The sequence below is a fragment of the Streptomyces sp. V1I1 genome, assembly GCF_030817355.1.
Taxonomy (GTDB): domain Bacteria; phylum Actinomycetota; class Actinomycetes; order Streptomycetales; family Streptomycetaceae; genus Streptomyces.
The window spans coordinates 5,232,012-5,250,648 of sequence record NZ_JAUSZH010000001.1 but is presented as its reverse complement, the minus strand read 5'-3'; the positions used below and the strand labels follow the sequence as shown (position 1 = coordinate 5,250,648).

General features: G+C 71.9%; 16 protein-coding genes and 1 tRNA gene. 9 read left to right on the top strand and 8 right to left on the bottom strand.

Annotated elements, in window-relative coordinates; genetic code table 11:
- Window positions 1-32: 32 nt before the first annotated feature.
- Together QFZ67_RS24690 and QFZ67_RS24685 are read right to left on the bottom strand one after the other, a co-directional pair.
- Window positions 33-908: a spermidine synthase gene (locus QFZ67_RS24690; RefSeq protein ID WP_307663252.1), complete on the bottom strand. Its 876-nt coding sequence runs from the start codon at window positions 906-908 to the stop codon at window positions 33-35.
- A 48-nt stretch (window positions 909-956) separates the two neighbouring features.
- Window positions 957-1,421 carry a hypothetical protein gene (locus QFZ67_RS24685; RefSeq protein ID WP_307663251.1) on the bottom strand — a complete coding sequence of 155 codons (465 nt, stop codon included), beginning with the start codon at window positions 1,419-1,421 and terminating at the stop codon, window positions 957-959.
- A gap of 240 nt (window positions 1,422-1,661) precedes the next feature.
- On the opposite strand from QFZ67_RS24685, the gene QFZ67_RS24680 reads away from it, so the two are divergent.
- The gene (locus QFZ67_RS24680; RefSeq protein WP_307663250.1) at window positions 1,662-3,050 is read left to right on the top strand and encodes a tetratricopeptide repeat protein; all 1,389 of its coding nucleotides are present in this window, start codon (window positions 1,662-1,664) and stop codon (window positions 3,048-3,050) included.
- 76 nt (window positions 3,051-3,126) lie between these two features.
- Here QFZ67_RS24680 and QFZ67_RS24675 read toward each other — a convergent pair whose 3' ends face one another.
- Window positions 3,127-3,723 (bottom strand): histidine phosphatase family protein, encoded by a 597-nt coding sequence (locus tag QFZ67_RS24675; RefSeq protein ID WP_307663249.1) that lies wholly within the window; start codon window positions 3,721-3,723, stop codon window positions 3,127-3,129.
- Window positions 3,724-3,909: 186 nt separating this feature from the next.
- On the opposite strand from QFZ67_RS24675, the gene QFZ67_RS24670 reads away from it, so the two are divergent.
- From QFZ67_RS24670 to QFZ67_RS24640, 7 genes are all read left to right on the top strand, one after another.
- On the top strand, window positions 3,910-4,788 hold the full coding sequence (locus tag QFZ67_RS24670; RefSeq protein ID WP_307663248.1) for a phosphatase PAP2 family protein: 879 nt from the start codon (window positions 3,910-3,912) through the stop codon (window positions 4,786-4,788).
- Window positions 4,718-5,851: a hypothetical protein gene (locus QFZ67_RS24665; protein ID WP_307663247.1), complete on the top strand. Its 1,134-nt coding sequence runs from the start codon at window positions 4,718-4,720 to the stop codon at window positions 5,849-5,851. Before QFZ67_RS24670 ends, QFZ67_RS24665 begins: the two co-directional genes overlap by 71 nt.
- On the top strand, window positions 5,842-7,428 hold the full coding sequence (locus QFZ67_RS24660; RefSeq protein ID WP_307663246.1) for a hypothetical protein: 1,587 nt from the start codon (window positions 5,842-5,844) through the stop codon (window positions 7,426-7,428). Before QFZ67_RS24665 ends, QFZ67_RS24660 begins: the two co-directional genes overlap by 10 nt.
- On the top strand, window positions 7,425-8,774 hold the full coding sequence (locus tag QFZ67_RS24655; RefSeq protein WP_307663245.1) for an AAA family ATPase: 1,350 nt from the start codon (window positions 7,425-7,427) through the stop codon (window positions 8,772-8,774). Before QFZ67_RS24660 ends, QFZ67_RS24655 begins: the two co-directional genes overlap by 4 nt.
- Window positions 8,775-9,035: 261 nt before the next feature.
- Complete coding sequence (locus QFZ67_RS24650) at window positions 9,036-9,374, top strand: hypothetical protein (protein WP_307663244.1); 339 nt, start codon at window positions 9,036-9,038, stop codon at window positions 9,372-9,374.
- 142 nt (window positions 9,375-9,516) lie between these two features.
- Window positions 9,517-10,176, top strand: a complete 660-nt coding sequence (locus tag QFZ67_RS24645; RefSeq protein WP_307663243.1) for a bifunctional DNA primase/polymerase — start codon at window positions 9,517-9,519, stop codon at window positions 10,174-10,176.
- Window positions 10,167-10,240: transfer RNA gene (locus tag QFZ67_RS24640), tRNA-Lys, on the top strand. The genes QFZ67_RS24645 and QFZ67_RS24640 overlap by 10 nt, the downstream gene beginning before the upstream one ends.
- 114 nt (window positions 10,241-10,354) lie before the next feature.
- On the opposite strand, the gene QFZ67_RS24635 is transcribed toward QFZ67_RS24640, so the two are convergent.
- A complete protein-coding gene (locus QFZ67_RS24635) occupies window positions 10,355-11,611 on the bottom strand; it encodes a M6 family metalloprotease domain-containing protein (RefSeq protein WP_307665952.1) in 1,257 nt (418 codons plus the stop codon).
- Window positions 11,612-11,996: 385 nt separating this feature from the next.
- On the opposite strand from QFZ67_RS24635, the gene QFZ67_RS24630 reads away from it, so the two are divergent.
- The gene (locus QFZ67_RS24630) at window positions 11,997-13,814 is read left to right on the top strand and encodes a bifunctional diguanylate cyclase/phosphodiesterase (RefSeq protein WP_307663242.1); all 1,818 of its coding nucleotides are present in this window, start codon (window positions 11,997-11,999) and stop codon (window positions 13,812-13,814) included.
- 111 nt (window positions 13,815-13,925) lie between these two features.
- On the opposite strand, the gene QFZ67_RS24625 is transcribed toward QFZ67_RS24630, so the two are convergent.
- The 4 genes from QFZ67_RS24625 to QFZ67_RS24610 all read right to left on the bottom strand — a co-directional run bounded on the left by QFZ67_RS24625 (window position 13,926) and on the right by QFZ67_RS24610 (window position 18,606).
- Complete coding sequence (locus tag QFZ67_RS24625; protein WP_307663241.1) at window positions 13,926-15,626, bottom strand: glycosyl hydrolase family 18 protein; 1,701 nt, start codon at window positions 15,624-15,626, stop codon at window positions 13,926-13,928.
- A 271-nt stretch (window positions 15,627-15,897) separates the two neighbouring features.
- A complete protein-coding gene (locus QFZ67_RS24620; RefSeq protein ID WP_307663240.1) occupies window positions 15,898-17,016 on the bottom strand; it encodes an LLM class flavin-dependent oxidoreductase in 1,119 nt (372 codons plus the stop codon).
- A 55-nt stretch (window positions 17,017-17,071) separates the two neighbouring features.
- Window positions 17,072-17,812 (bottom strand): decarboxylase, encoded by a 741-nt coding sequence (locus QFZ67_RS24615; RefSeq protein WP_307663239.1) that lies wholly within the window; start codon window positions 17,810-17,812, stop codon window positions 17,072-17,074.
- Window positions 17,809-18,606, bottom strand: a complete 798-nt coding sequence (locus QFZ67_RS24610) for a decarboxylase (RefSeq protein ID WP_307663238.1) — start codon at window positions 18,604-18,606, stop codon at window positions 17,809-17,811. Before QFZ67_RS24610 ends, QFZ67_RS24615 begins: the two co-directional genes overlap by 4 nt.
- Window positions 18,607-18,637: the final 31 nt, after the last annotated feature.

Sequence of the window (18,637 nt, the reverse complement as noted above, 5' to 3'; positions counted from 1 at the left end):
CTGTCCTCAAGTGCCGGGTCCCGGTCACCGCGCTAACGGAACGTCGCCGGCGGCGGTACGGGTGAGGGCTTCGCGCTCGCGTCGGTGACCGCGGCCGCGCCGCCCGTGAAGTCGGTGAGCGCCCTGCCGTGTTCGACCCGACCGGGGTGCGGGTCGCTCGCGACGCGGCGGGTCAGCTCGGCGACGGGCAGCGGAACGTCGGACGCGAGCAGCACCGCATTGCCGAAGCGGCGGCCGCGCAGGACCGTCGGGTCGGCGGCGAGCGCGAGCTCGGGGAAGACGGCGGCGGCGGTGGCGACCTGGGCGCGCAGATGGGCGAGCGGCGGCCCGTCTGCGAGGTTGGCGGCGTAGTGCCCGCCCCGCTTCAGGACCCTGCATACCTCGGCGAGGAATTCCGTACTGGTCAGATGCGCGGGGGTGCGGGCTCCGCTGAACACGTCGGCGATCACCAGGTCCGCCCAGTCGTCCGGGAACTTGCCGAGCCCGGCGCGGGCGTCGGCCGACCGGACTCGTATTCGTGCGCCGGGATCCAACGGGAGCTGCTTGCGGACCAGTTGGACCAGCGAGGCGTCCAACTCGACGATCTGCTGGGTGGAACGGGGGCGGGTCGCCGCGATGTAGCGGGCGAGAGTGAAGGCCCCGCCACCGAGATGCACGACCTGGAGGGGGCGGCCGGGCGGGGCGACGAGATCGGCGACATGGCCGAGGCGGCGCTGGTACTCGAAGGAGAGATGGACCGGGTCGTCGAGGTCGACATGGGACTGCGGGGCGCCGTCGAGGAGCAGCGTCCAGCCGCGCGGCCGCTCGCGGTCGGGTATCAGCTCGGCGAGCCCGCCGTCGACCTGCTCGACGACGGGTTCGGGGCTGCCTGCCCCGCCCGTACGGCTGCGCCGCTTGCTCTTTGCCACCAGCCCATTATCGGCGCAGTACCGATGGGGGGGCTCAGCGACCGGGGCTCAGCAACAGTTGTCGGCGGCCTCGATGAGGCGGGCCGCCTCGCCGAGCGCCTCGCGCAGCACCACCGGGTCGGTGACCGGGCCGGCGCCGTCCGGCGGCAGTAACCAGTCGGCGCCGGTGTCGGCATCGGCATCGGCGCCGGTGACCGGGGGTTCGGCAGGGATCCGCAGACCGCGTCCCGACGTCTGCGTACAGGCGCTGCCCGGCATGTCCCAGCCGTCCGCGGTGCCGGGCGGCACCAGGAAGCCGAGGGTGTCGCAGGTGCCGTCGTGGAGCACGGGGCCGACGGCCGGTACTGGGCCGCGGCGCAGGATGTCGACGGCCTCGAGCCCCTGCCTGGCGGGGACGGTCACCAGATCGCAGGGCTCCGCGTCGTCGCCGGGCGGTGCGCTGCTGTCCGGGGTTGGCCTGTGGCGAGCAGTCGTCGCAGTCGTACGTGAGCCGCCGTTGGCGCTGGACTCCATGCCGATCTCCAACAAGGGGATCCCCTCCTCGCTCGAGTGGAGACACGTATCGCGCCTCCGGATGGTTCAACGCCCGTTCGCGTCAAGGGCTACGGCGGCTCGCCGCCGCAAAGGATGGCAGTTCATGGCAGATCGAGGGAGAGATATCCCTTTTGTAGCTAAACCCTGTGTGTGCGGCCCATCACAGCAGGTACGTTCTTGCTCCGCCGGAACACGGCTGCACCAAGAGAGGGCTCGGCCATGGCGTCATCGTCACAGGCATCACGGGCAGTTCCCAACCGGGCGGTTCCCAACCTCGCCTTCCGCCGGCTGCGGGGGCAGCGCTCGCCGGGGGAGTTCGCGGCGAGCGTACGCAAGGCGGCTCGAGAGATCGGCGAGCAGGTCTCGTGCGACGCCCGCTACATCGGGCGCGTCGAGGCAGGTGAGATCCGCTGTCCGAACTATGCGTACGAGCGGGTGTTCGTGCACATGTTCCCCGGTCTGACGCTGGCGGACCTGGGGTTCGCGGCGCGGGAACAGGTGCGGGGCGGCGGCCGGGGGCGGCCGCCCGAACCCTGCGGCCCCCTCGGCCCTCTCGACCTTTGTGACGGCAACAGTGACAGCGACATCGACGAGGAGAGCGACGTGCTGCGTCGCGCATTCATGACGAGCGGCTCCGCCACCGTGGCGGCCGCGTCCCTCGGGCTCGGTCCCGGTCCCGGCCTCGTGCCCGCACAGCGACGACTCGGCGAGGCGGAGGTGAACGCCGTCGAGGACGCGGTACGGCGGATCCGGCTGCTCGACGACCGGCACGGCGCGGACGGGCTCTACAAGCGGGCCGCGCAGCCGCTGCGGGCGGCGTACGCACTGCTCGACGCGGGCACGGCCACGCGCCCCTCGACGGCGGACCGGCTGCACGCGGGGGCGGGCGAACTCGCCATCTCGGTGGGCTGGCTGGCGCACGACTCGGGCCGGTTCGACGATGCGCGCTCGCACTACGCGGAGGCGCTGGCGACGGCTCGGGTGGCAGGCGATCCGGCGCTGGAGGCGCACGCGTTCTGCAACACCTCCTTCCTGGCGCGGGACGCGGGCCGCCACCGGGAGGCGGTCCGCTCGGCCCAGGCAGGCCAGCGGGCGGCGGGGCACCTGGCCTCGCCGCGGCTGCTGTCCCTGCTATCGCTTCGGGAGGCGGGCGGCTGGGCGGGGCTCGGGGACCGTACGGGCTGCGAGAAGTCCCTGGGGCGGGCGTACGCGTACTTCGACCGGGGGCCGGCGGACGCGGATCCGGAGTGGATGTCCTTCTTCGGCGAACCGGAACTGGAAGCGCTGCAGGCGCAGTGCTGGTCGGCCCTCGGCGACTGGCCCCGGGCCGCCCGCCACGCCCGCCGGGCGGCGACCCTCCAGGACAACCGCTTCACCCGCAACCTGGCCCTGTACCGGGCGGAACTGGCGGCGGACCTGGCCCGCGCCGGAGCCCCGGACGAGGCGGCGGAGGCGGGCCATCAGGTGCTGGACCTGCTGGCGGGGGTCCAGTCGTCACGCATCCAGTCGATGCTGTCGGACACGGCGAGGGTGCTGCTGCCGCAGCGGAGGACGGGGGGTGTGGGTTCGTTCCTGGAGCGGCACGGGGAGTCGCTGCGAAGGGCGTGATGCGGGCGCCGCCTCCGGCGGGGTCCATGGCGCGGGTCGCGGGCGCCATGGGTGCGCGGCGCCTCCGGCGGGAAGCTCACCCCTCCAGATGGCCCGTGTCGTTCCAGCGATCCACCGCCGGCGCACCGTACGCCCACCCGAGCACCGACAGACTCGTCGGGTCCAGCTTGATCCGCGCCGCGAACGACGGGTCCATGCCCAGCCACCGCGCCCCCAGCACCCGCAGGATGTGGCCGTGCGCGAAGACCAGCACGTCGCGGTCCGCCGAGCGCGCCCACTCCACCACCTCGTCCGCCCGCGCGCCGAGCTCCGACAGGGTCTCGCCGTCCGGGACGCCGTCGCGCCAGATGAACCAGTCCGCGCGGTCCGCGTGGATGTCCGCCGGGGCCAGGCCCTCGTACGCCCCGTAGTCCCACTCCATCAGGGCGTCCCACCCGGTCGCCCGGTCCCCGAACCCCGCCAGCGCACACGTCTCCGCCGCCCGCCCCAGCGGGCTCGTACGGACCTCGACGCCCTCCAGGCCCGACCACGGCGCCCGGTGCAGCCGCTCCCCCAGCAGTTTCGCCCCGCGCCTGCCCTCTTCGAGCAGGGGGATGTCCGTCCTGCCGGTGTGCTTGCCGAGCAGCGACCATTCCGTCTGGCCGTGCCGGGCGAGCAGGATGCGCGGTGCCATGCGGGGTCTCCCTCAGGTTCACATCGGGTGGCCTTCCATCATCTCGCACCTGAACACGAGGCAACCTCCAAGTCGATCTCAGCGTCCTGCTAGCAGGCGGGACCTGCCGACGGGACGTCGCCTTATACACCGTACGGTCGAGCGGTGGCCGATGGCCGCCAGAACACAAACTGGAGAAACGTTCGGATGCCGTACACCGCGCCCCGCCATCGGCCCCGCTGGTGGACCGAACTGACGCTGATCGCAGTGGTTTACGCCGCCTACTCGGCGGGCCGGCTGCTCGCCCGCGGCGATGTGTCGACCGCAGTCGACCACGGTATGGCGATACTCCGGGCCGAGAAGGCCCTCCTCCTCAACGCCGAGCACCCGCTCAACCGTCTCTTCAGCCAGACCCCCGCCCTCGGCATACCCGCCGACTTCGCGTACGCCTCGCTGCACTATCTGGTCACCCCGGCCATCCTCGTCTGGCTCTTCCGCCGCCGCCCCGCCCGCTACCACGCCGCCCGCACCTGGCTGATGCTCTCCACGCTGCTCGGCCTCGTCGGCTTCACCCTGCTGCCGACCTGCCCGCCGCGGCTGCTCGACGCCGGTCAGGGGTTCGTCGACACGATGGCGCAGTACAGCTCGTACGGCTGGTGGGGCAGCGAGGCGAGCGCGCCGCGCGGCATGGGCGCGATGACCAATCAGTACGCGGCGATGCCGAGTCTGCACGTCGGCTGGGCGCTGTGGTGCGGTGTGATGCTGTGGCGGCACGGGCGCACGCCGCTGATGAAGGTCCTCGGCGTCGCCTACCCGCTTCTCACCACGCTCGTGGTGATGGGCACGGCTAACCACTACTTCCTGGACGCGGTCGCCGGCGCCGCAGTGATGGGCGTCGGCGCGCTGCTGACGCGGCCCGCGATGCGCCTCGCCGACCGGGTGCGCACACGTGTCCTGTCCGCTCCTTCCGGCTCGAAGTCCCCGATTGTCAGTGCCGGATGCGAGACTTCCGCGGGTGAGCGAATCCCTGGACAGCGGACCTCCTCCGCAGGCGCCGACGACAGCACTCCGGCAGCGGCTCGCTGAGCTGCGCGGCCCCGCCGCCCAGCCGCATCCGCTCGACGCCCGCGCGCTGGCCACCCTCGCCGCGAACCCCGGCTGCAAGCGGCGCGCGCTGCTGGACGGTGCCGGGGTGGACAAGGCGGCGCTCGCCTCCGCGCTGGGGTCCCCTGCGGCGTTCGGGCAGTCGCAGTTCGCGTTCATGCGCGGCAATGCCTTCGAGGCCAGGGTCAAGGCCGACGGCGGTACGGAACTGATGCGGCTGCTGGGCGTGGACGCCCCGGCCGAGGTCCGGGTTCCCGATCTGTCGGCGGCCGGTCCCGAAGGCCGGGCCGCGCGTACGGCGCTGGCGCTGCGCGAGGCGACCGCGGCCGGTGCCCAGGACAGGGTGTGGACGCTGCTCGACCATCCCCTGCTGGCGCTGGAGGTCGCGGGCTCCCCCGCCTATCTGGAGCCGGACGCGGTGGTCGTCCACCCCGGCGGGCGGTGGACGGTCGTCGAGATCAAGTCCTTCCCGATGATCGACGCGTCGGCGGACGCGGCGAAGGTGGGCGCGGCCGCGCGCCAGGCCGCGGTGTATGTGCTGGCGCTGGAGCGGGTCGCCGCGCTGACGGAGGGCGCGGACGTGGCGCACTCGGTGCTGCTGGTCTGCCCCAAGGACTTCTCCAATCTGCCGACCGGGTCCGTCGTCGACGTGCGTAAGCAGCTGTCGGTCACCCGCCGTCAACTGGCCAGGCTGACCCGGATCGAGGACATCGCCGCGGCGCTGCCCGAGGGCACGACCTTCGACCTGGAGCGGTCGGCTGAGGAGCTGACGGCGGCGGTCGAGTCGGTGTCCGCGGCGTACGCCCCCGAGTGCCTGGCCGCGTGCGAGCTGGCCTTCCACTGCCGTGACCGGGCCCGCGAGTCGGGCGCGGTCGAGGCGCTGGGCCGTGGGGTCCGCGGCGAGCTGGGCGGGTTGACGACGATCGGCGACGTCCTGGCGGCGGCGCGGGGGGCCGCGGGCGATCCGGACGATCCGGCGGTCGCCGCCCTGCGCAGGGCGGCGGCGCTGCGGGCCGAGGCACTGGAGGCGGCCGGATGTCGCTGATCTCCACGCTTGCCCGGTTGGAGGCCGTGGAGTCCGGGCGCGCCCGGCCGCTGGCGACCGTGCGGCACCGGCATCTGTCCGATCGGCCGCTGGTCTTCGTACCGCTCACCACGGCGGGTGAGGCGGGGGCGCCGCTGGGCGCGCTGGTCGGCACCGATCCTGAGGAGCCGCGGCTGCTGGTCGTGGCGCAGCCGCGCGACCGCGATCTGCGCTTCACGTTCCTCGCGGAGCTGGCCGACGCGGTGCTGCCGCATCTGGATGCGTACGCCGACGACATCGAGCTCGTCGAGCGGGCTGAGACGGATGCCGAGACCGGCAAGAGGGTCAAGGTTGAGGCCGAACTGTGCGCGGACGCCCCGCAGTTGATCGTGCCGGGGCGGGCCGGCATCGACTTCGTACGGCTGCTCGGCCGGTCGATGCGGTTTCGGCGTACGGCGGAGGAGGAGCCCGACGCGCCCTACCCCGCGCCGCCGCGCGTACCGCTGCTCGGCCGCTGGCTCACGCACTACGGCGAGCGGGCCCGGGTACCCGGCTCCTCGCTGCTCCTCGCCGCGACCGATCTGCTGAACCGGCACTGGGCGACGGGTCAGTCCTCGCTGGAGGACCAGCATCTGGGGGCGCTGCTCGCCTGGATCGATCCACCGGAGGGTGAGTCCGGCGCGGATGCCGCGCTGCGGGCCGAGCTGGCGCGGGGCCGGGACGGGCAGCTGCTCTGCCCGCCGGCCGGGCCTGCCACCGACCCGGCCTTCGACAACAGGCTGCTGGCCCCGGCCGTGGAGCGCTACGACCGGGCGCGGCAGGCGCTGGGCGCGGCGGAGGACGGCGCGGCGGCGGATGCGCGGCTGGGTGAACTGAGTGTCGCCGAGCGGGAGATCCGCCGACTCGTGCTGACCCAGCTGCGGCCCACCTGGCACGCGGTGTGGCGCAGCCTGGAGCTGTTGCGTGAGCTGCCGGAGGGTTCCAGGGCGGCGGACCGCTGGACGCGGGACCGGTGGTCGTTCACCGGGCACCGCGATCGCGTACGGGCGGGCGAGCCGCCGCAGCCGCGCCGCGACGACGCTGTGACGGCCGCGCAGAAGCTCGCCTCCCGCGAGACGGCCCAGGCGCAGCTGGAGGCCCAGGAGGCGCTGGACGACCCGCTGGTGCTTGCGGGGCGCAGGCTGGCGGGCGAGGCGTTCCTGAGTGAGGTGACGGAGGTCGTGATGGCCTGGTCGGACTCGAAGCGCCCGAGCCCGCGTCCGCTGCTCACGGTCCGCACGGACGACCGCCCGCAGCTCGCCGAGCGGACGAAGGTGTACCGCTCACTGGGGGGCAAGCCGCAGACGGCGGAGTTCGTACGGTACGACGCGGAGGGGACGCTGGTGCTGCGGCTGACGGACCGCATGGGCCGCGCCAAGGACCCGGCGGAGGGCTCGGTCCCGGGGAAGGGCGACCGGATCGCCTGGACCCTGTTCGAACACGACCAGCGGGGCGGCCCGAAGCTCCCGCCCCCGGAGGAAACCCCGTGGACCCATGGCGGGCCCCCGGGCACATCGGCTCAGAGCCCGGACCCTGTGACCCCGGAGGACGTGCTGTGACCCGGCCCGAGCAGGGCGGCGGCTTCGAGCCGTCCGTCGAGGCCGCCCGGGCCACGGACGCGATCCTCGACGACACGCTGCACGGCTCCCACCGCGGTGTCGTCGTGGACTCGCCGCCCGGGGCCGGGAAGTCCACGCTCGTGGTGCACGCCGCGCGGGAACTGGCCGCCGCCGGGCGACCGTTGATGGTCATCGCGCAGACCAACGCCCAGGTCGACGACCTCGTCGTCCGGCTTGCCGAGAAGGAGCCCACGCTGGCGGTCGGGCGGCTGCACAGCAATGAGCCCGATCCGTACGACAAGGCCCTCGACGAGCTGGGCAACGTCCGCAAGTCCGCCAAGGCCGGTGACCTCGCCGGGCTGGAGATCGTCATTTCGACCGCCGCGAAATGGGCGCACGTCCAAGGCGTCGAGCCCTGGCGGCACGCCATCGTCGACGAGGCCTACCAGATGCGCTCCGACGCGCTGCTCGCCGTCGCCGGGCTCTTCGAGCGTGCCCTGTTCGTGGGCGACCCCGGTCAGCTGGACCCGTTCTCGATCGTCGGCGCGGACCAGTGGGCCGGGCTGTCGTACGACCCCTCCGCAAGCGCCGTCTCCACGCTGCTGGCCCACAATCCGGAGCTGCCGCAGCACCGGCTGCCCGTCTCCTGGCGGCTCCCGGCCTCCGCGGCGCCGCTCGTCTCCGACGCGTTCTACCCGTACACCCCCTTCCGCAGCGGTACCGGCCCCGGCGACCGGCGGCTCGCCTTCGGTGTGGCGTCGGACGGCTCGGGCCCCGACCGGGTGCTCGACGAGGCGGCCGAGTCGGGCTGGGGCCTGCTGGAGCTGCCCGCCCGCCACACGCCCCGTACGGACCCCGAGGCGGTACGGGCGGTGGCCCTGGTCGTCCGCCGGCTGCTGGACCGCGGGGGCGCGGCGACCAGCGAGCGGTCCGCGGAACCCGTCCCGGTCACCGCCGACCGGATCGCCGTCGGCACGGCCCACCGCGACCAGGCGGCTGCGGTGCGGGCGGCGCTCGCCGAGCTGGGCGTCGCGGACGTCACCGTGGACACGGCGAACCGCCTCCAGGGCCGTGAGTTCGACGTCACGGTCGTCCTCCACCCGCTCTCCGGCCGCCCTGACGCGACCGCGTTCCATCTGGAGACGGGCCGGCTGTGCGTGCTGGCCTCCCGCCACCGGCACGCGTGCATCGTGGTGTGCCGCGCGGGCGTCACCGACCTGCTGGACGAGCACCCGTCGACGGAGCCGGTCCAGCTGGGCGTCACGGTTAAGTTTCCGGACGGCTGGGAGGCCAACCATGCGGTCCTGGCGCACCTGGCGGAACACCGGGTGAGCTGGCAGCCATGAGCCACGAGCGCCGGACGGAGTCCGGCACGCCGCCCGAAGCCTGCGAAGCAGTGCGAGGGCGGCCAAAAGAAACAGCCCGGACGGCTGGGAGGCCAACCACGCGGTCCTGGCGCACCTGGCGGAACACCGGGTGCGCCGGCAGCCATAGGCACACTTGCATACGCCGCGACAATGGAAGGCGGCGATGGGTATGCGATGGACACAAGGTCAACGGAGGGCGGCCCGGGAAGGGGCTCGCACCTGGGCGAGGAGGAGAACCACATGGCGGAACCCGAGCGGAGCGAGCGGAAGCTGCGACCGGCCCCGCTGCTCTTCGAGCCGTCGGAGGCTGCCGCCGACCCCGAGCACTTCTTCGATCTGGAGTCGATAGAGGACCCGCGGGAGCTGCTGGCGCGGTCGACCGAACTGACCCTGGCGTTCCGCGCGGCCACCGACCGCGCCGTGGAGTTCCAGGCGCTCGCGGCCGCCCAGCTCGCCGACCCGCGCCGGTTCGACCGGCTGACCCCCGCGGACATCGCCGAGCGGGCGGAGTGGACCGAGGACTACGCGAAGAAGATGATCGAGTTCGGCCGCGGCCTGCTCCGCAACACCACGCCCTAGCCCACCGGCCGCCCCGCCCCGCCCCGCCCCAACATCGCGCATGGCATATGCCGGGGCGCAAGATACGCCTCCCCGACCGGCCCTGTCCCCGTTTCCGCCAACTCTCAGAAACGGAACGGTCACTCCGGGTAGGTCTTGTTCCATGAGTGCATGGCTGCAAGACGACTCTCTGCCGGCCCCCGGCTCCGGTGACGACGAGCGCCGGACCCACACCTTGGCCCTCCTGCGGGACGAGGGCAGGCACCAGGTCGCCCAGGTCACGTCGCCCGGCGCGAGCTGGCTCGTCTCGGCCGTCGGTCATCCGCGCTCGATGCTGGCCCTCTGGGAGACCCACCCGTACGCCCCCGCCGTACTCCCCTGCGGCTCCGTCTTCGACGTTGTGAACGTGCCCACGATCTTCGGCCGCCGCATGCTCGACCGCCTCTGGGAGGAGGGGCCGGGGTCCGGCCCGGTCGCCATGCACCGCGGCCGGATGCTGCTCTTCGCCGCCCCCGGCACCGCGCACCGGCTGCCGTCCCTGCTCGGCTGGGAGGAGTGCGGCGACTCCGTACCGCCGATGCTCTGCCACGGCACCGGCGACGCGGTCACCGTTCCGCCGCTGGCCAAGGGCCACGCGGCGACGGGCGGCCCGCGCTGGCTGGTGGCCCCCGACACCCGGCACCCGTGGCTGCCGGGGCCCGAGGTGGTGCTCTGGGCATGTGTGCGGGCGGTCCGCGCGGCCTCGGCCCCCAGCGTCCGTATATCGATTTTTCCTGGCGCCGATCAGGATGCTAAGGTCTACGACGTCAGCAGGCGCCGCTAGCTCAGTTGGTTAGAGCAGCTGACTCTTAATCAGCGGGTCCGGGGTTCGAGTCCCTGGCGGCGCACAGACGGGAAAAGCCCCTCGCGAGAGCGAGGGGCTTTTTCGTACGCCGGACGCCGGGACCCGGACGACCGCGCCCCGCACCCGCAGACGCACCGCAGACCCCCCGGACGCACCGCTACGTCGTCGTGACCTTGACCGTCCACGCGCCCGACCGCGTACGGTCCGCCACCTCCACCCTCGCCCGCCCCCCCGGCGCCCCCGGCATCGTGAACGTCTCGCCGACCCCCAGCGGCGCGTCCGCCAGCGGCGGGTACACCGAGGTGTCCCAGCACGCCGAGCTGTGCGGGTGGGTGTCGACGACTTCCGCCGGGCCGCCACCCGAAGCCGTCTCGGCCTGCACGCGGTAGAGCAGCACCCCCTCCCTGCAGGTCGACTCGTCGTTCCCCGTCGAGCCGCGCACCTCGATCGCGAGCGCCGTGTCCGCGCCGGTCCGGACGACCGCGAGCCGCGTGCCGAGGCTCCCGCCCGGGGCAGGCGCGGCCGAGATCGGCTCCAGCGTGATCCACTCGGCCTTCGTCACGCACCGCACGGCCCGCCTGTCCAGCCAGCCCAGCTTCCACTTGTGCCAGCCGAAGAGATCCGGGGCAAGGCCGAACTGGCTGCCCATCACATCCCAGTCCCCGACGTACGTGTCCCAGTCGCCCTTGCCGTCCGTCGGCCGGTGGTAGAGGTCAGGCAGGTCGAAGACATGCCCGGTCTCGTGGGCCAGCACATTGCGGTCCGGAGGGTGGCGCTCGAAGACGGTGACGACCCGGTCGACGTCAGTGCCGTCGGCGTGCAGGGGCTCGTCGAAGTTCACGACCTTCGTCGCGTCGGAGTCGACGCCGGGCGCGTCCGGGTCGGCGACCAGATAGACGATGTCGAAGCGGGAGAAGTCGACCGTCGGGTCGGCCGCGTTGATCGCGTCGCGCAGATATCCGGCGCGCTGCCCTGGCTTCCAGTCACGGCTTATCCCGTACGCCGTCGAGGCCTTCGGCATCGCCACCCACTTGCGCTGCGAGTGCGGGCGCAGCACGAACTTCCCGTACGAGGCACGCGCGAAGAAGGTGCTGGTGGCCGGGAAGTGGTCGGCCACAAGCTCGCGCGGCGCGTTCAGCGGCACGGAGTCCGGGAACGACAGGAAGATCATCACCGCGTCCAGCTGCCGGGCCGGGCGCGGATAGTCGGTGTTCCACGTGTCCACGCCCAGGGAGTGATGCGCGGCCGTCCGGGTCAGCGCGCAGGGCCCACCCGCCGTCTTGGCCACCGCGGGGCCGGCCACGAGCGAAGTGGCGGCGAGCGCCACGAGGGAAGTGAGGGCAGCAGCGGCGCTCCGCAGGCGCACGGGTTCCACTCCCTCGGGTGTTCCCTCGGACGACTGCTGACCCTCCACGTGGACCTCCGGCTGCGGAATGGGCGACACCTCCACCACCTTGTGATGGTTTTTGGCAGTACGCCCTGTTCCGCTGCCCCACCCGGGTGACCGACCCGACACCGGCCCGACACCGACCCGAGACCCGACGACACTCCGATGGCTCACGGAACGTCACATTCGGTCAGCACGGATCGACCCCGGCTCAGACCTGTGCAGAAACGATCGACCGAAGGCCGTGAATGGGCCGCCTCGCGGCGGCTTAGCTGGAACGGCCCATGGGCCAGCCTCTATGATCGGCAGACTTTCCCGGCCTCTTCCCTTTACTGCCGGGCTTCTTGCCGGATTTCTTGCTGATCACATCGGTACGACCCTGTACGACACGACTGCACTGCGGGAGCGAGCGGTGAGCGGAACCTCCGAAGGAACAGGGCCCGCGGGAGTCGCAGCCGACCCCAGAAAAACCGGGCTTTCGATCACAGAGCGTAACCGCTTCGGCCGGACCACCGCCGAACTGCGCGACTACCGGGCCGCGTTCAACGTTGCGCACCTCGCGATGGCGGTCGTCGACCACGAGGGCCTCGTGGTCACCGCCAACGCGGCCCTCGCCGCGCTGCTGGGCACCGAACCCGAGACCCTGCGGGAACAGTTCGCGGCGGACCTCGTCGACCTCGCATCGGACCGTCGCACCTGGCACGCGTACCGCGAAGTGCTGCGCGGCCGCCGGTCCCGGTTCCGCTGTGCGCGCCGCCTCAAGCACCCGGACGGGCGCACGCTGTGGGCGGAGGTGACCGTCGCGCCGGTGCCCGACAGCCGCAATGTGCTGCTCTCCATCGCGGACATCAGCGACCGGCGCGAGCTGCACGCCCGGCTGCGCCATCTCCAGATGCACGACCCGGTGACCCGGCTCCCCAACCGCACGCTGTTCTTCGAGCGATTGTCGACGGCGCTCGAGTCATCGGCGTACGACCACGGCTCGACCGGCCGGATCGGCCTCTGCTATCTCGACCTCGACGGCTTCAAGGCGGTCAACGACACGCTCGGGCACCGGCTCGGCGACCGGCTGCTGGCCGCGGTCGCCTCGCGGCTCACCGAGTGCGCGGACAGCTACGGATACACGTGCAGCGGCGGGCACCTGGTGGCGCGGCTCGGCGGCGACGAGTTCGCGATCCTGGTCGAGGACTCCACCAGTACGGAGCAGCTCGCCGATCTCGCCAAGTCCGTACTTGCCGCGCTGCAGCAGCCGTTCGACCTGGCCGGTCAGCGTCTTTCGGTCTCGGCGTCGATCGGGGTGGTGGAACGGACTGTGTCCGGGACGAATGCCACCGGGCTGATGCAGGCCGCGGACACGACGCTGTACTGGGCGAAGGCGGACGGCAAGGCCCGCTGGACGCTCTTCGACCCCGAGCGCAACGCGCACCGGATGACCCGTCAGGCGCTGTCCTCGACGCTCCGTCCGGCCGTGGAGCGCGGGGAGTTCACGCTGGAGTACCAGCCGCTGGTGGGGATGGCGGACGGGGTGACTCGGGGCGTGGAGGCGCTGGTGCGCTGGAACCACCCGCAGTTCGGCACGCTCGCGCCGAATCGGTTCATCGGCATCGCGGAGGAGGACGGCTCGATCGTCCAGCTCGGGCGGTGGGTGCTGCGTACGGCGTGCCTCCAGGCCCGCCAGTGGCAGAAGGACCACCCTGACGCGCCGCCGCTGTTCGTGAGCGTCAATGTCGCCGTACGCCAGGTCTGGGACTCCGACCTGGTGGCGGACGTGGCGGGGATCCTGGCGGAGACGGGACTCGCGCCGCATCTGCTGCAGCTGGAGCTGACGGAGTCGGCGGTGATGGGCTCGGCGGGCCGCCCGCTCCAGGCGTTGCAGGCGCTGAGCGACATGGGCGTGCAGATCGCGATCGACGACTTCGGGACGGGGTACTCGAACCTGGCGTATCTGAGCCGGCTGCCGGTATCCGTACTGAAGCTCGACGGATCGTTTGTCCGCGGCTTCCAGGACGAGGCGCATCCGAACCCGGCGGACGAGACGATCGTCGAGGCGATGGTGCAACTGGCGCACCGGCTGGGCCTGACGGTCACGGCGGAATGCGTGGAAACGGCGGGCCAGGCGTCGCGACTGCGGCGGATCGGCTGTGACACGGGCCAGGGCTGGCTCTACTCGCGGGCGGTGGCGCCGGAGCAGATCGCGGAACTGATCGGCGTCGGCGCGCTGTCGGTCTGACGCCCGGTCTGACGCCCGGATCCGGGCGACCGGGTGGGACGCCGACCGCCCCCGGCCGGAAGGACGTTCCGGGCGGGGGCGGCGGCCTGTGGGGGGTCGGGGGTCAGCGGCTCAGCAGGCGCCCAGGTCCTGCCAGACGCCCCATTCGCCCGTCGTGCCCGGCTCTTCGCCCTGGGTCCACCACTTCGCCTTCCAGAGGTGGCCCTTGTGGGAGACCTGCGCGCCGCCGGTGTACGCCGGGGTGCTGGACCAGGCCGCGGCCGTGCAGCCCGCCGACGGGTCAGAGGGGGACGGAGTCGGGGTCGGGCTGGAGGGCGACGGGGTCGGGTCCGAGGGGGAGGGGTCCGGGGTCGGGGAGCCGCCGACCGCCGTCACGATGTCGTTGAACAGTGTCGTGTTCGCGTCCAGGCCGAGCAGCGAGTACATCATCGCGCCCGCCAGGCCCCGGCTGTGCCCGTAGTCCGCCCGCGCCTGGATCGCGCGCTTGTCGAGGCCGGTGAAGAACTCCCCGTCCTTGTAGAAGTACGCCGCCTTGGCCTCGTCGTCCCAGAACGTCGTCGCCGCGTTGTCGACGACCCCGCCGAGCTCCTTGTAGTGCGCGATGCCCGCCTGCTGGCTCACCGGTCGTGCGCCCGATGCGCCGGTCGCGGACTGCGCGAGGCCGTTCTTCGCGCCGGCCGGGACGCCCTTCCAGCCGCGGTAGTAGAACTCGTACCCCAGCGTCAGTTTGTTCGCCGGGAAGCCGCCCGCGATGCCGTACGCCGCGTTCCCGTCGAGCCAGGAGTCGATGGCGTTGTCGATCGAGTACTTCTGTGTGCCGGGCGCGATGGGGTCCGTCGGGTCGGAGGCCGGCGAGTACAACGGCGACTGGTGGTACGTCGGGCCGTCCGCGTCCCAGGCGCCGTGCATGTCGTACGTCATGATGTTCGCGTAGTCGAGGTACGCGCCGATCTTGTCCGTCTCGATGTGCTTGATCTTGTCCTGGCCGGCCGGGAGCGCCGACGTCAGCAGGTACTTCTTGCCGCCGTGCGCCGCGCCGTACTCGTCCAGCTGCTTACGGAACTCCGCAAGCAGGAGAGTGAAGTTGGCCTTGTCCTCGGGTCCGTAGTGGTTGCCGAGGTGGCCGCCCTCCGAGCCCGGGTACTCCCAGTCGATGTCGATGCCGTCGAAGATCCCGGCGGCGGCGCCGGGGCCGCCGTAGCCGCCCTCGACCGGCAGGTCGCCCGCGATGTACTGCTTGACGCAGGAGGCGACCAGCTTCTTGCGGCTCGCGTCCGTCTTGGCCGCGTCGTGGAAGTACTTGGAGTACGTCCAGCCGCCCAGCGAGATATTGATCTTCAGCTTGGGGTGCTTGGCCTTCAGCTCCTTGAACTGGTTGAAGACCCCCACGATCGGCTGGTTCCAGGTGTCGGCGACACCGTCGACGCTGTCCGCCGCCGCGAAGGACTTCTGGTAGTCGGCGTACGCATCGCCCGCGCCGTCACCGGCGTTGGGGTTGGCATCGTCGCCCGCGGCCTTGTTCGCCTCGAAGCAGGTCAGCTCGGTCGGGTGGATGTTGCCGAACGAGTAGTTGAGGACGTCGAGCTTGGCCGCGATGCCCCGGGTGTCCAGATGCTTGGGGTAGAAGGCGTTGCCGTACACGCTCCACTGGTCGTAGTACGCGATTTTCACCCCGCCGGTGGACGCGGCGGCGGTCGTGACGTCGTCGCCGGCCGCCTCGTCGGCGGTGCCTGGGCCTACCAAACCGGCCAGGACGCCTGCGGCGAGGGCCGCGGTCGTCAGGGCCGCGAGCAAGGGTCTGCGGGAGCGCACGGGACAGCCTCCGGGGGGATGTGCGGAACGGGACCTGGAACAGGAATGCGAACGCGAGTTGGAGAAGAGATAGCGATCAGGCCACCACCGCGTCAATGGCCTGAACCAAATTGAGGACTAGACCAATTTTGGCGAGAAATCGCTTGTCAGGCACCCGCACCCCGCACGCAGAACCGCTCGCCACCAACGGTGACGAGCGGTTTAAGGCCCCATTAAGGGCCTGGGGACGGACAGTTCAGCAGTGAACCACTCCGCCCGCGAAACCCAGGTTTTACTCGGACCCCGGCAAGTCGTAGGCGTCCGCGATCAGTTCGTAGGAGCGCAGCCGCGCATCCCCGCCGTGCGCATTCGCCGTGATCATCAACTCGTCCGCGCCGGTGCGCTTCTGGAGGTCGTCAAGTCCCGTCCGCACCTCGTCCGGAGTGCCGTGGACGACGTTCGTCAGCCAGCTGTCCACGAACTCCCGCTCCATGGGGCTGAATTCGTACGCTGCCGCCTCATCGGGCGTGGGGATCAGCCCGGGACGGCCGGTACGCAGCCGGACCATGGACAGTGCGCCGGTCAGGACCTGGCGGCGGGCCTCCTTCTCGTCGTCCGAGGCAAGGGCCGAGACACCGATCAGCGCGTACGGGGCGTCCAGTACCGCGGACGGCCGGAAGGACTCGCGGTACAGGTCGAGCGCCGGGATGGTGTTGTGCGCCGAGAAGTGGTGGGCGAAGGCGAAGGGCAGTCCGAGCACGCCGGCCAGCCGGGCGCTGAAGCCGGAGGAGCCGAGCAGCCAGATCGGCGGACGGGCGGAGGGGCCCTGAACCGGTCCTGGCACCGCGTGTATGCGGGAGTACGGATGCCCGTCCGGGAAGTCGTCGTCCAGGAAGCGGGTCAGCTCGGCGAGTTGCTGCGGAAAGTCGTCGGCGCCCTCGTTCAGGTGGTCTGTGCGCCGCAGGGCCGCGGCGGTCGGGCCGTCGGTGCCGGGCGCCCGCCCGAGGCCCAGGTCGACGCGGCCCGGCGCGAGCGCCTCCAGCGTGCCGAACTGCTCGGCGATGACGAGCGGCGCGTGGTTCGGGAGCATCACGCCGCCCGAGCCGAGGCGGATGCGCTCGGTGTGGGCGGCGAGGTGGGCGAGGATCACGGCCGGGGACGAGGAGGCGACGCCCGGCATCGAGTGGTGCTCGGCGACCCAGTGGCGGTTGAAGCCGCGGCTCTCGGCGAGCCGCGCGATGTCCACGCTGGTGCGCAGGGCGTCGGTAGCGGTGCGGCCGACGCCGACCGTCACCAGGTCGAGTACGGACAGGGGCACCGGAGCCGTTCCGTTCGCCGTGCCTCGAATCGCGTCACGCCGAATCGCGTCACCCTGAATCGCGTCGTCCACCGGTGCAGCCCTCCTGCGCATGAAATACGTACAGCAAGAGCTAACAGGAGGGCCTCTCCGCTTTATTCCCGCCCGGTCACTGCAGTCGGGACTCATCCGGCTTCGCGAACAGCGTGCCGAGCTTCGGCCCGAACACCCACGCCTTGCGCTCCGCCAGCCGCAGCCCCTCCCACACCGTCACCTGGTTCGCCGTGAGGACCGGCTTGCCCAGCAGGTCCTCCAGGTCACGGAGGTACGCCGCGGTGTGCAGGGCTGTGTCCGGCAGCAGCACCACCTCCGCGTCGGGGTGGTCGCCCGCCCTCGCCAGTTCCAGCACCTCGTCCCGGCCCCAGGTGCCGACCTCGGCCGCGGTGACGATCCCGCTCGCCCGGTCGGAGACCACCTCGGCCCCGGACGCCTTGAGGAAGGCGGTGAAGAGGGCCGTGACGTCCTCCGGGTAGGTCGCGGCGACCGCGACGCGCTGGGCGCCCAGCGCCCGTACCGCATGCACGAAGGCGAACGACGTGCTCGACGCCGGCAGCCCCGCGGCCAGCGCCAGCGAGCGGATCTGCTCGCGCGCGCCCTCCCAGCCGTAGACGAAGCTTCCGCTGGTGCACGCCCACACCACCGACTCCGCGCCCTCCAGCCGGAGCTCCTCCACACCCGCGGCGAGCCGCTCCGCCGAGCCCATCCGCAGCAGCGCGTCGACGCGGTGGGCGTCCTCGCCGATGTCGGTGTGGACGACGGGCAGTCTGATGTCGCTGTCGAGCAGCACCTCGAACCGGGGGTAGTCGTCCTCGGCGGAGTGCCCGGGGTAGAGAAGTCCGACTGTCGTCATGTCCAGCCTTCCTGTTCTTCGGGCTCGGTCGTCGGCGCGGTCGTCTGCTCGGCTGTCGGCTCGGGGTCCAGCAGGAGCGCCTGGTACGGACCGACCGCGTGCACCCCGATCCGGCGCAGCGCGGCCCACATCGTCACCTGGTTCGCGGAGAGCACCGGCATCCTCAGTTCGGCCTCCAGCTGCGGGATCGCGTCGTACGTCGGCAGGTTGGTGCAGCTGATGAAGAGCGCGTCGGCCGCGCCCACCACCGCCTGCCGCGCCATGTCCACCACCGACCGGTACGGCACCTTCCAGATGTGCCGGGTCAGCCCCAGAAAGGCGCGGCCCGTGACCGTTACCCCAGCTTCTCCCAGATACACCTCCAGCGCCTGGGTCACCGACTCCGTATAGGGCGTGACCAGGGCGATACGACCGGCGCCCAGCTCCTCGAGTGCTTCGAGCAGGGCGCCGGAGGTGGTCAGCGATTCGACTTCCCCCGCCGAGCTCAGCGCCTCGCACATGGCCCGCTCACCGGCGAGACCGCCGACGAAACTGCCCGACGTGCAGGCGTACGCGACCACCTCGGGCTCGGACACGGTTAGCGCCTGGACCGCCTCGCGCAGCGTCTCGTGCTCGCTCACCAGGCGGGCGAGGTCGAGGGAGACCTCGACGGGCACATAGGGCGTACGGGTCAGGCGCAGCGATACATCGTCGGGGACCCAGCGCCACAGCTCACGGTCCAGGGCGAAATCGAACGGAGCGACCACCCCGACACCGCGCTGGGGCTGTGGTCCACCGAGGAAGGAGACATCCATCGCAGGCCCCCTATACGTGTTGTTGACGACG

What these genes read in the sequence shown, in the direction of transcription:
- QFZ67_RS24685 (WP_307663251.1), bottom strand. Translation starts at nt 1,421, where the DNA reads ATGGAGTCCAGCGCCAACGGCGGCTCACGTACGACTGCGACGACTGCT.
- QFZ67_RS24680 (WP_307663250.1), top strand. Translation starts at nt 1,662, where the DNA reads ATGGCGTCATCGTCACAGGCATCACGGGCAGTTCCCAACCGGGCGGTT.
- QFZ67_RS24675 (WP_307663249.1), bottom strand. Translation starts at nt 3,723, where the DNA reads ATGGCACCGCGCATCCTGCTCGCCCGGCACGGCCAGACGGAATGGTCG.
- QFZ67_RS24670 (WP_307663248.1), top strand. Translation starts at nt 3,910, where the DNA reads ATGCCGTACACCGCGCCCCGCCATCGGCCCCGCTGGTGGACCGAACTG.
- QFZ67_RS24660 (WP_307663246.1), top strand. Translation starts at nt 5,842, where the DNA reads ATGTCGCTGATCTCCACGCTTGCCCGGTTGGAGGCCGTGGAGTCCGGG.
- QFZ67_RS24650 (WP_307663244.1), top strand. Translation starts at nt 9,036, where the DNA reads ATGGCGGAACCCGAGCGGAGCGAGCGGAAGCTGCGACCGGCCCCGCTG.
- QFZ67_RS24645 (WP_307663243.1), top strand. Translation starts at nt 9,517, where the DNA reads ATGAGTGCATGGCTGCAAGACGACTCTCTGCCGGCCCCCGGCTCCGGT.
- QFZ67_RS24620 (WP_307663240.1), bottom strand. Translation starts at nt 17,016, where the DNA reads ATGCGCAGGAGGGCTGCACCGGTGGACGACGCGATTCAGGGTGACGCG.
- QFZ67_RS24615 (WP_307663239.1), bottom strand. Translation starts at nt 17,812, where the DNA reads ATGACGACAGTCGGACTTCTCTACCCCGGGCACTCCGCCGAGGACGAC.
- QFZ67_RS24610 (WP_307663238.1), bottom strand. Translation starts at nt 18,606, where the DNA reads ATGGATGTCTCCTTCCTCGGTGGACCACAGCCCCAGCGCGGTGTCGGG.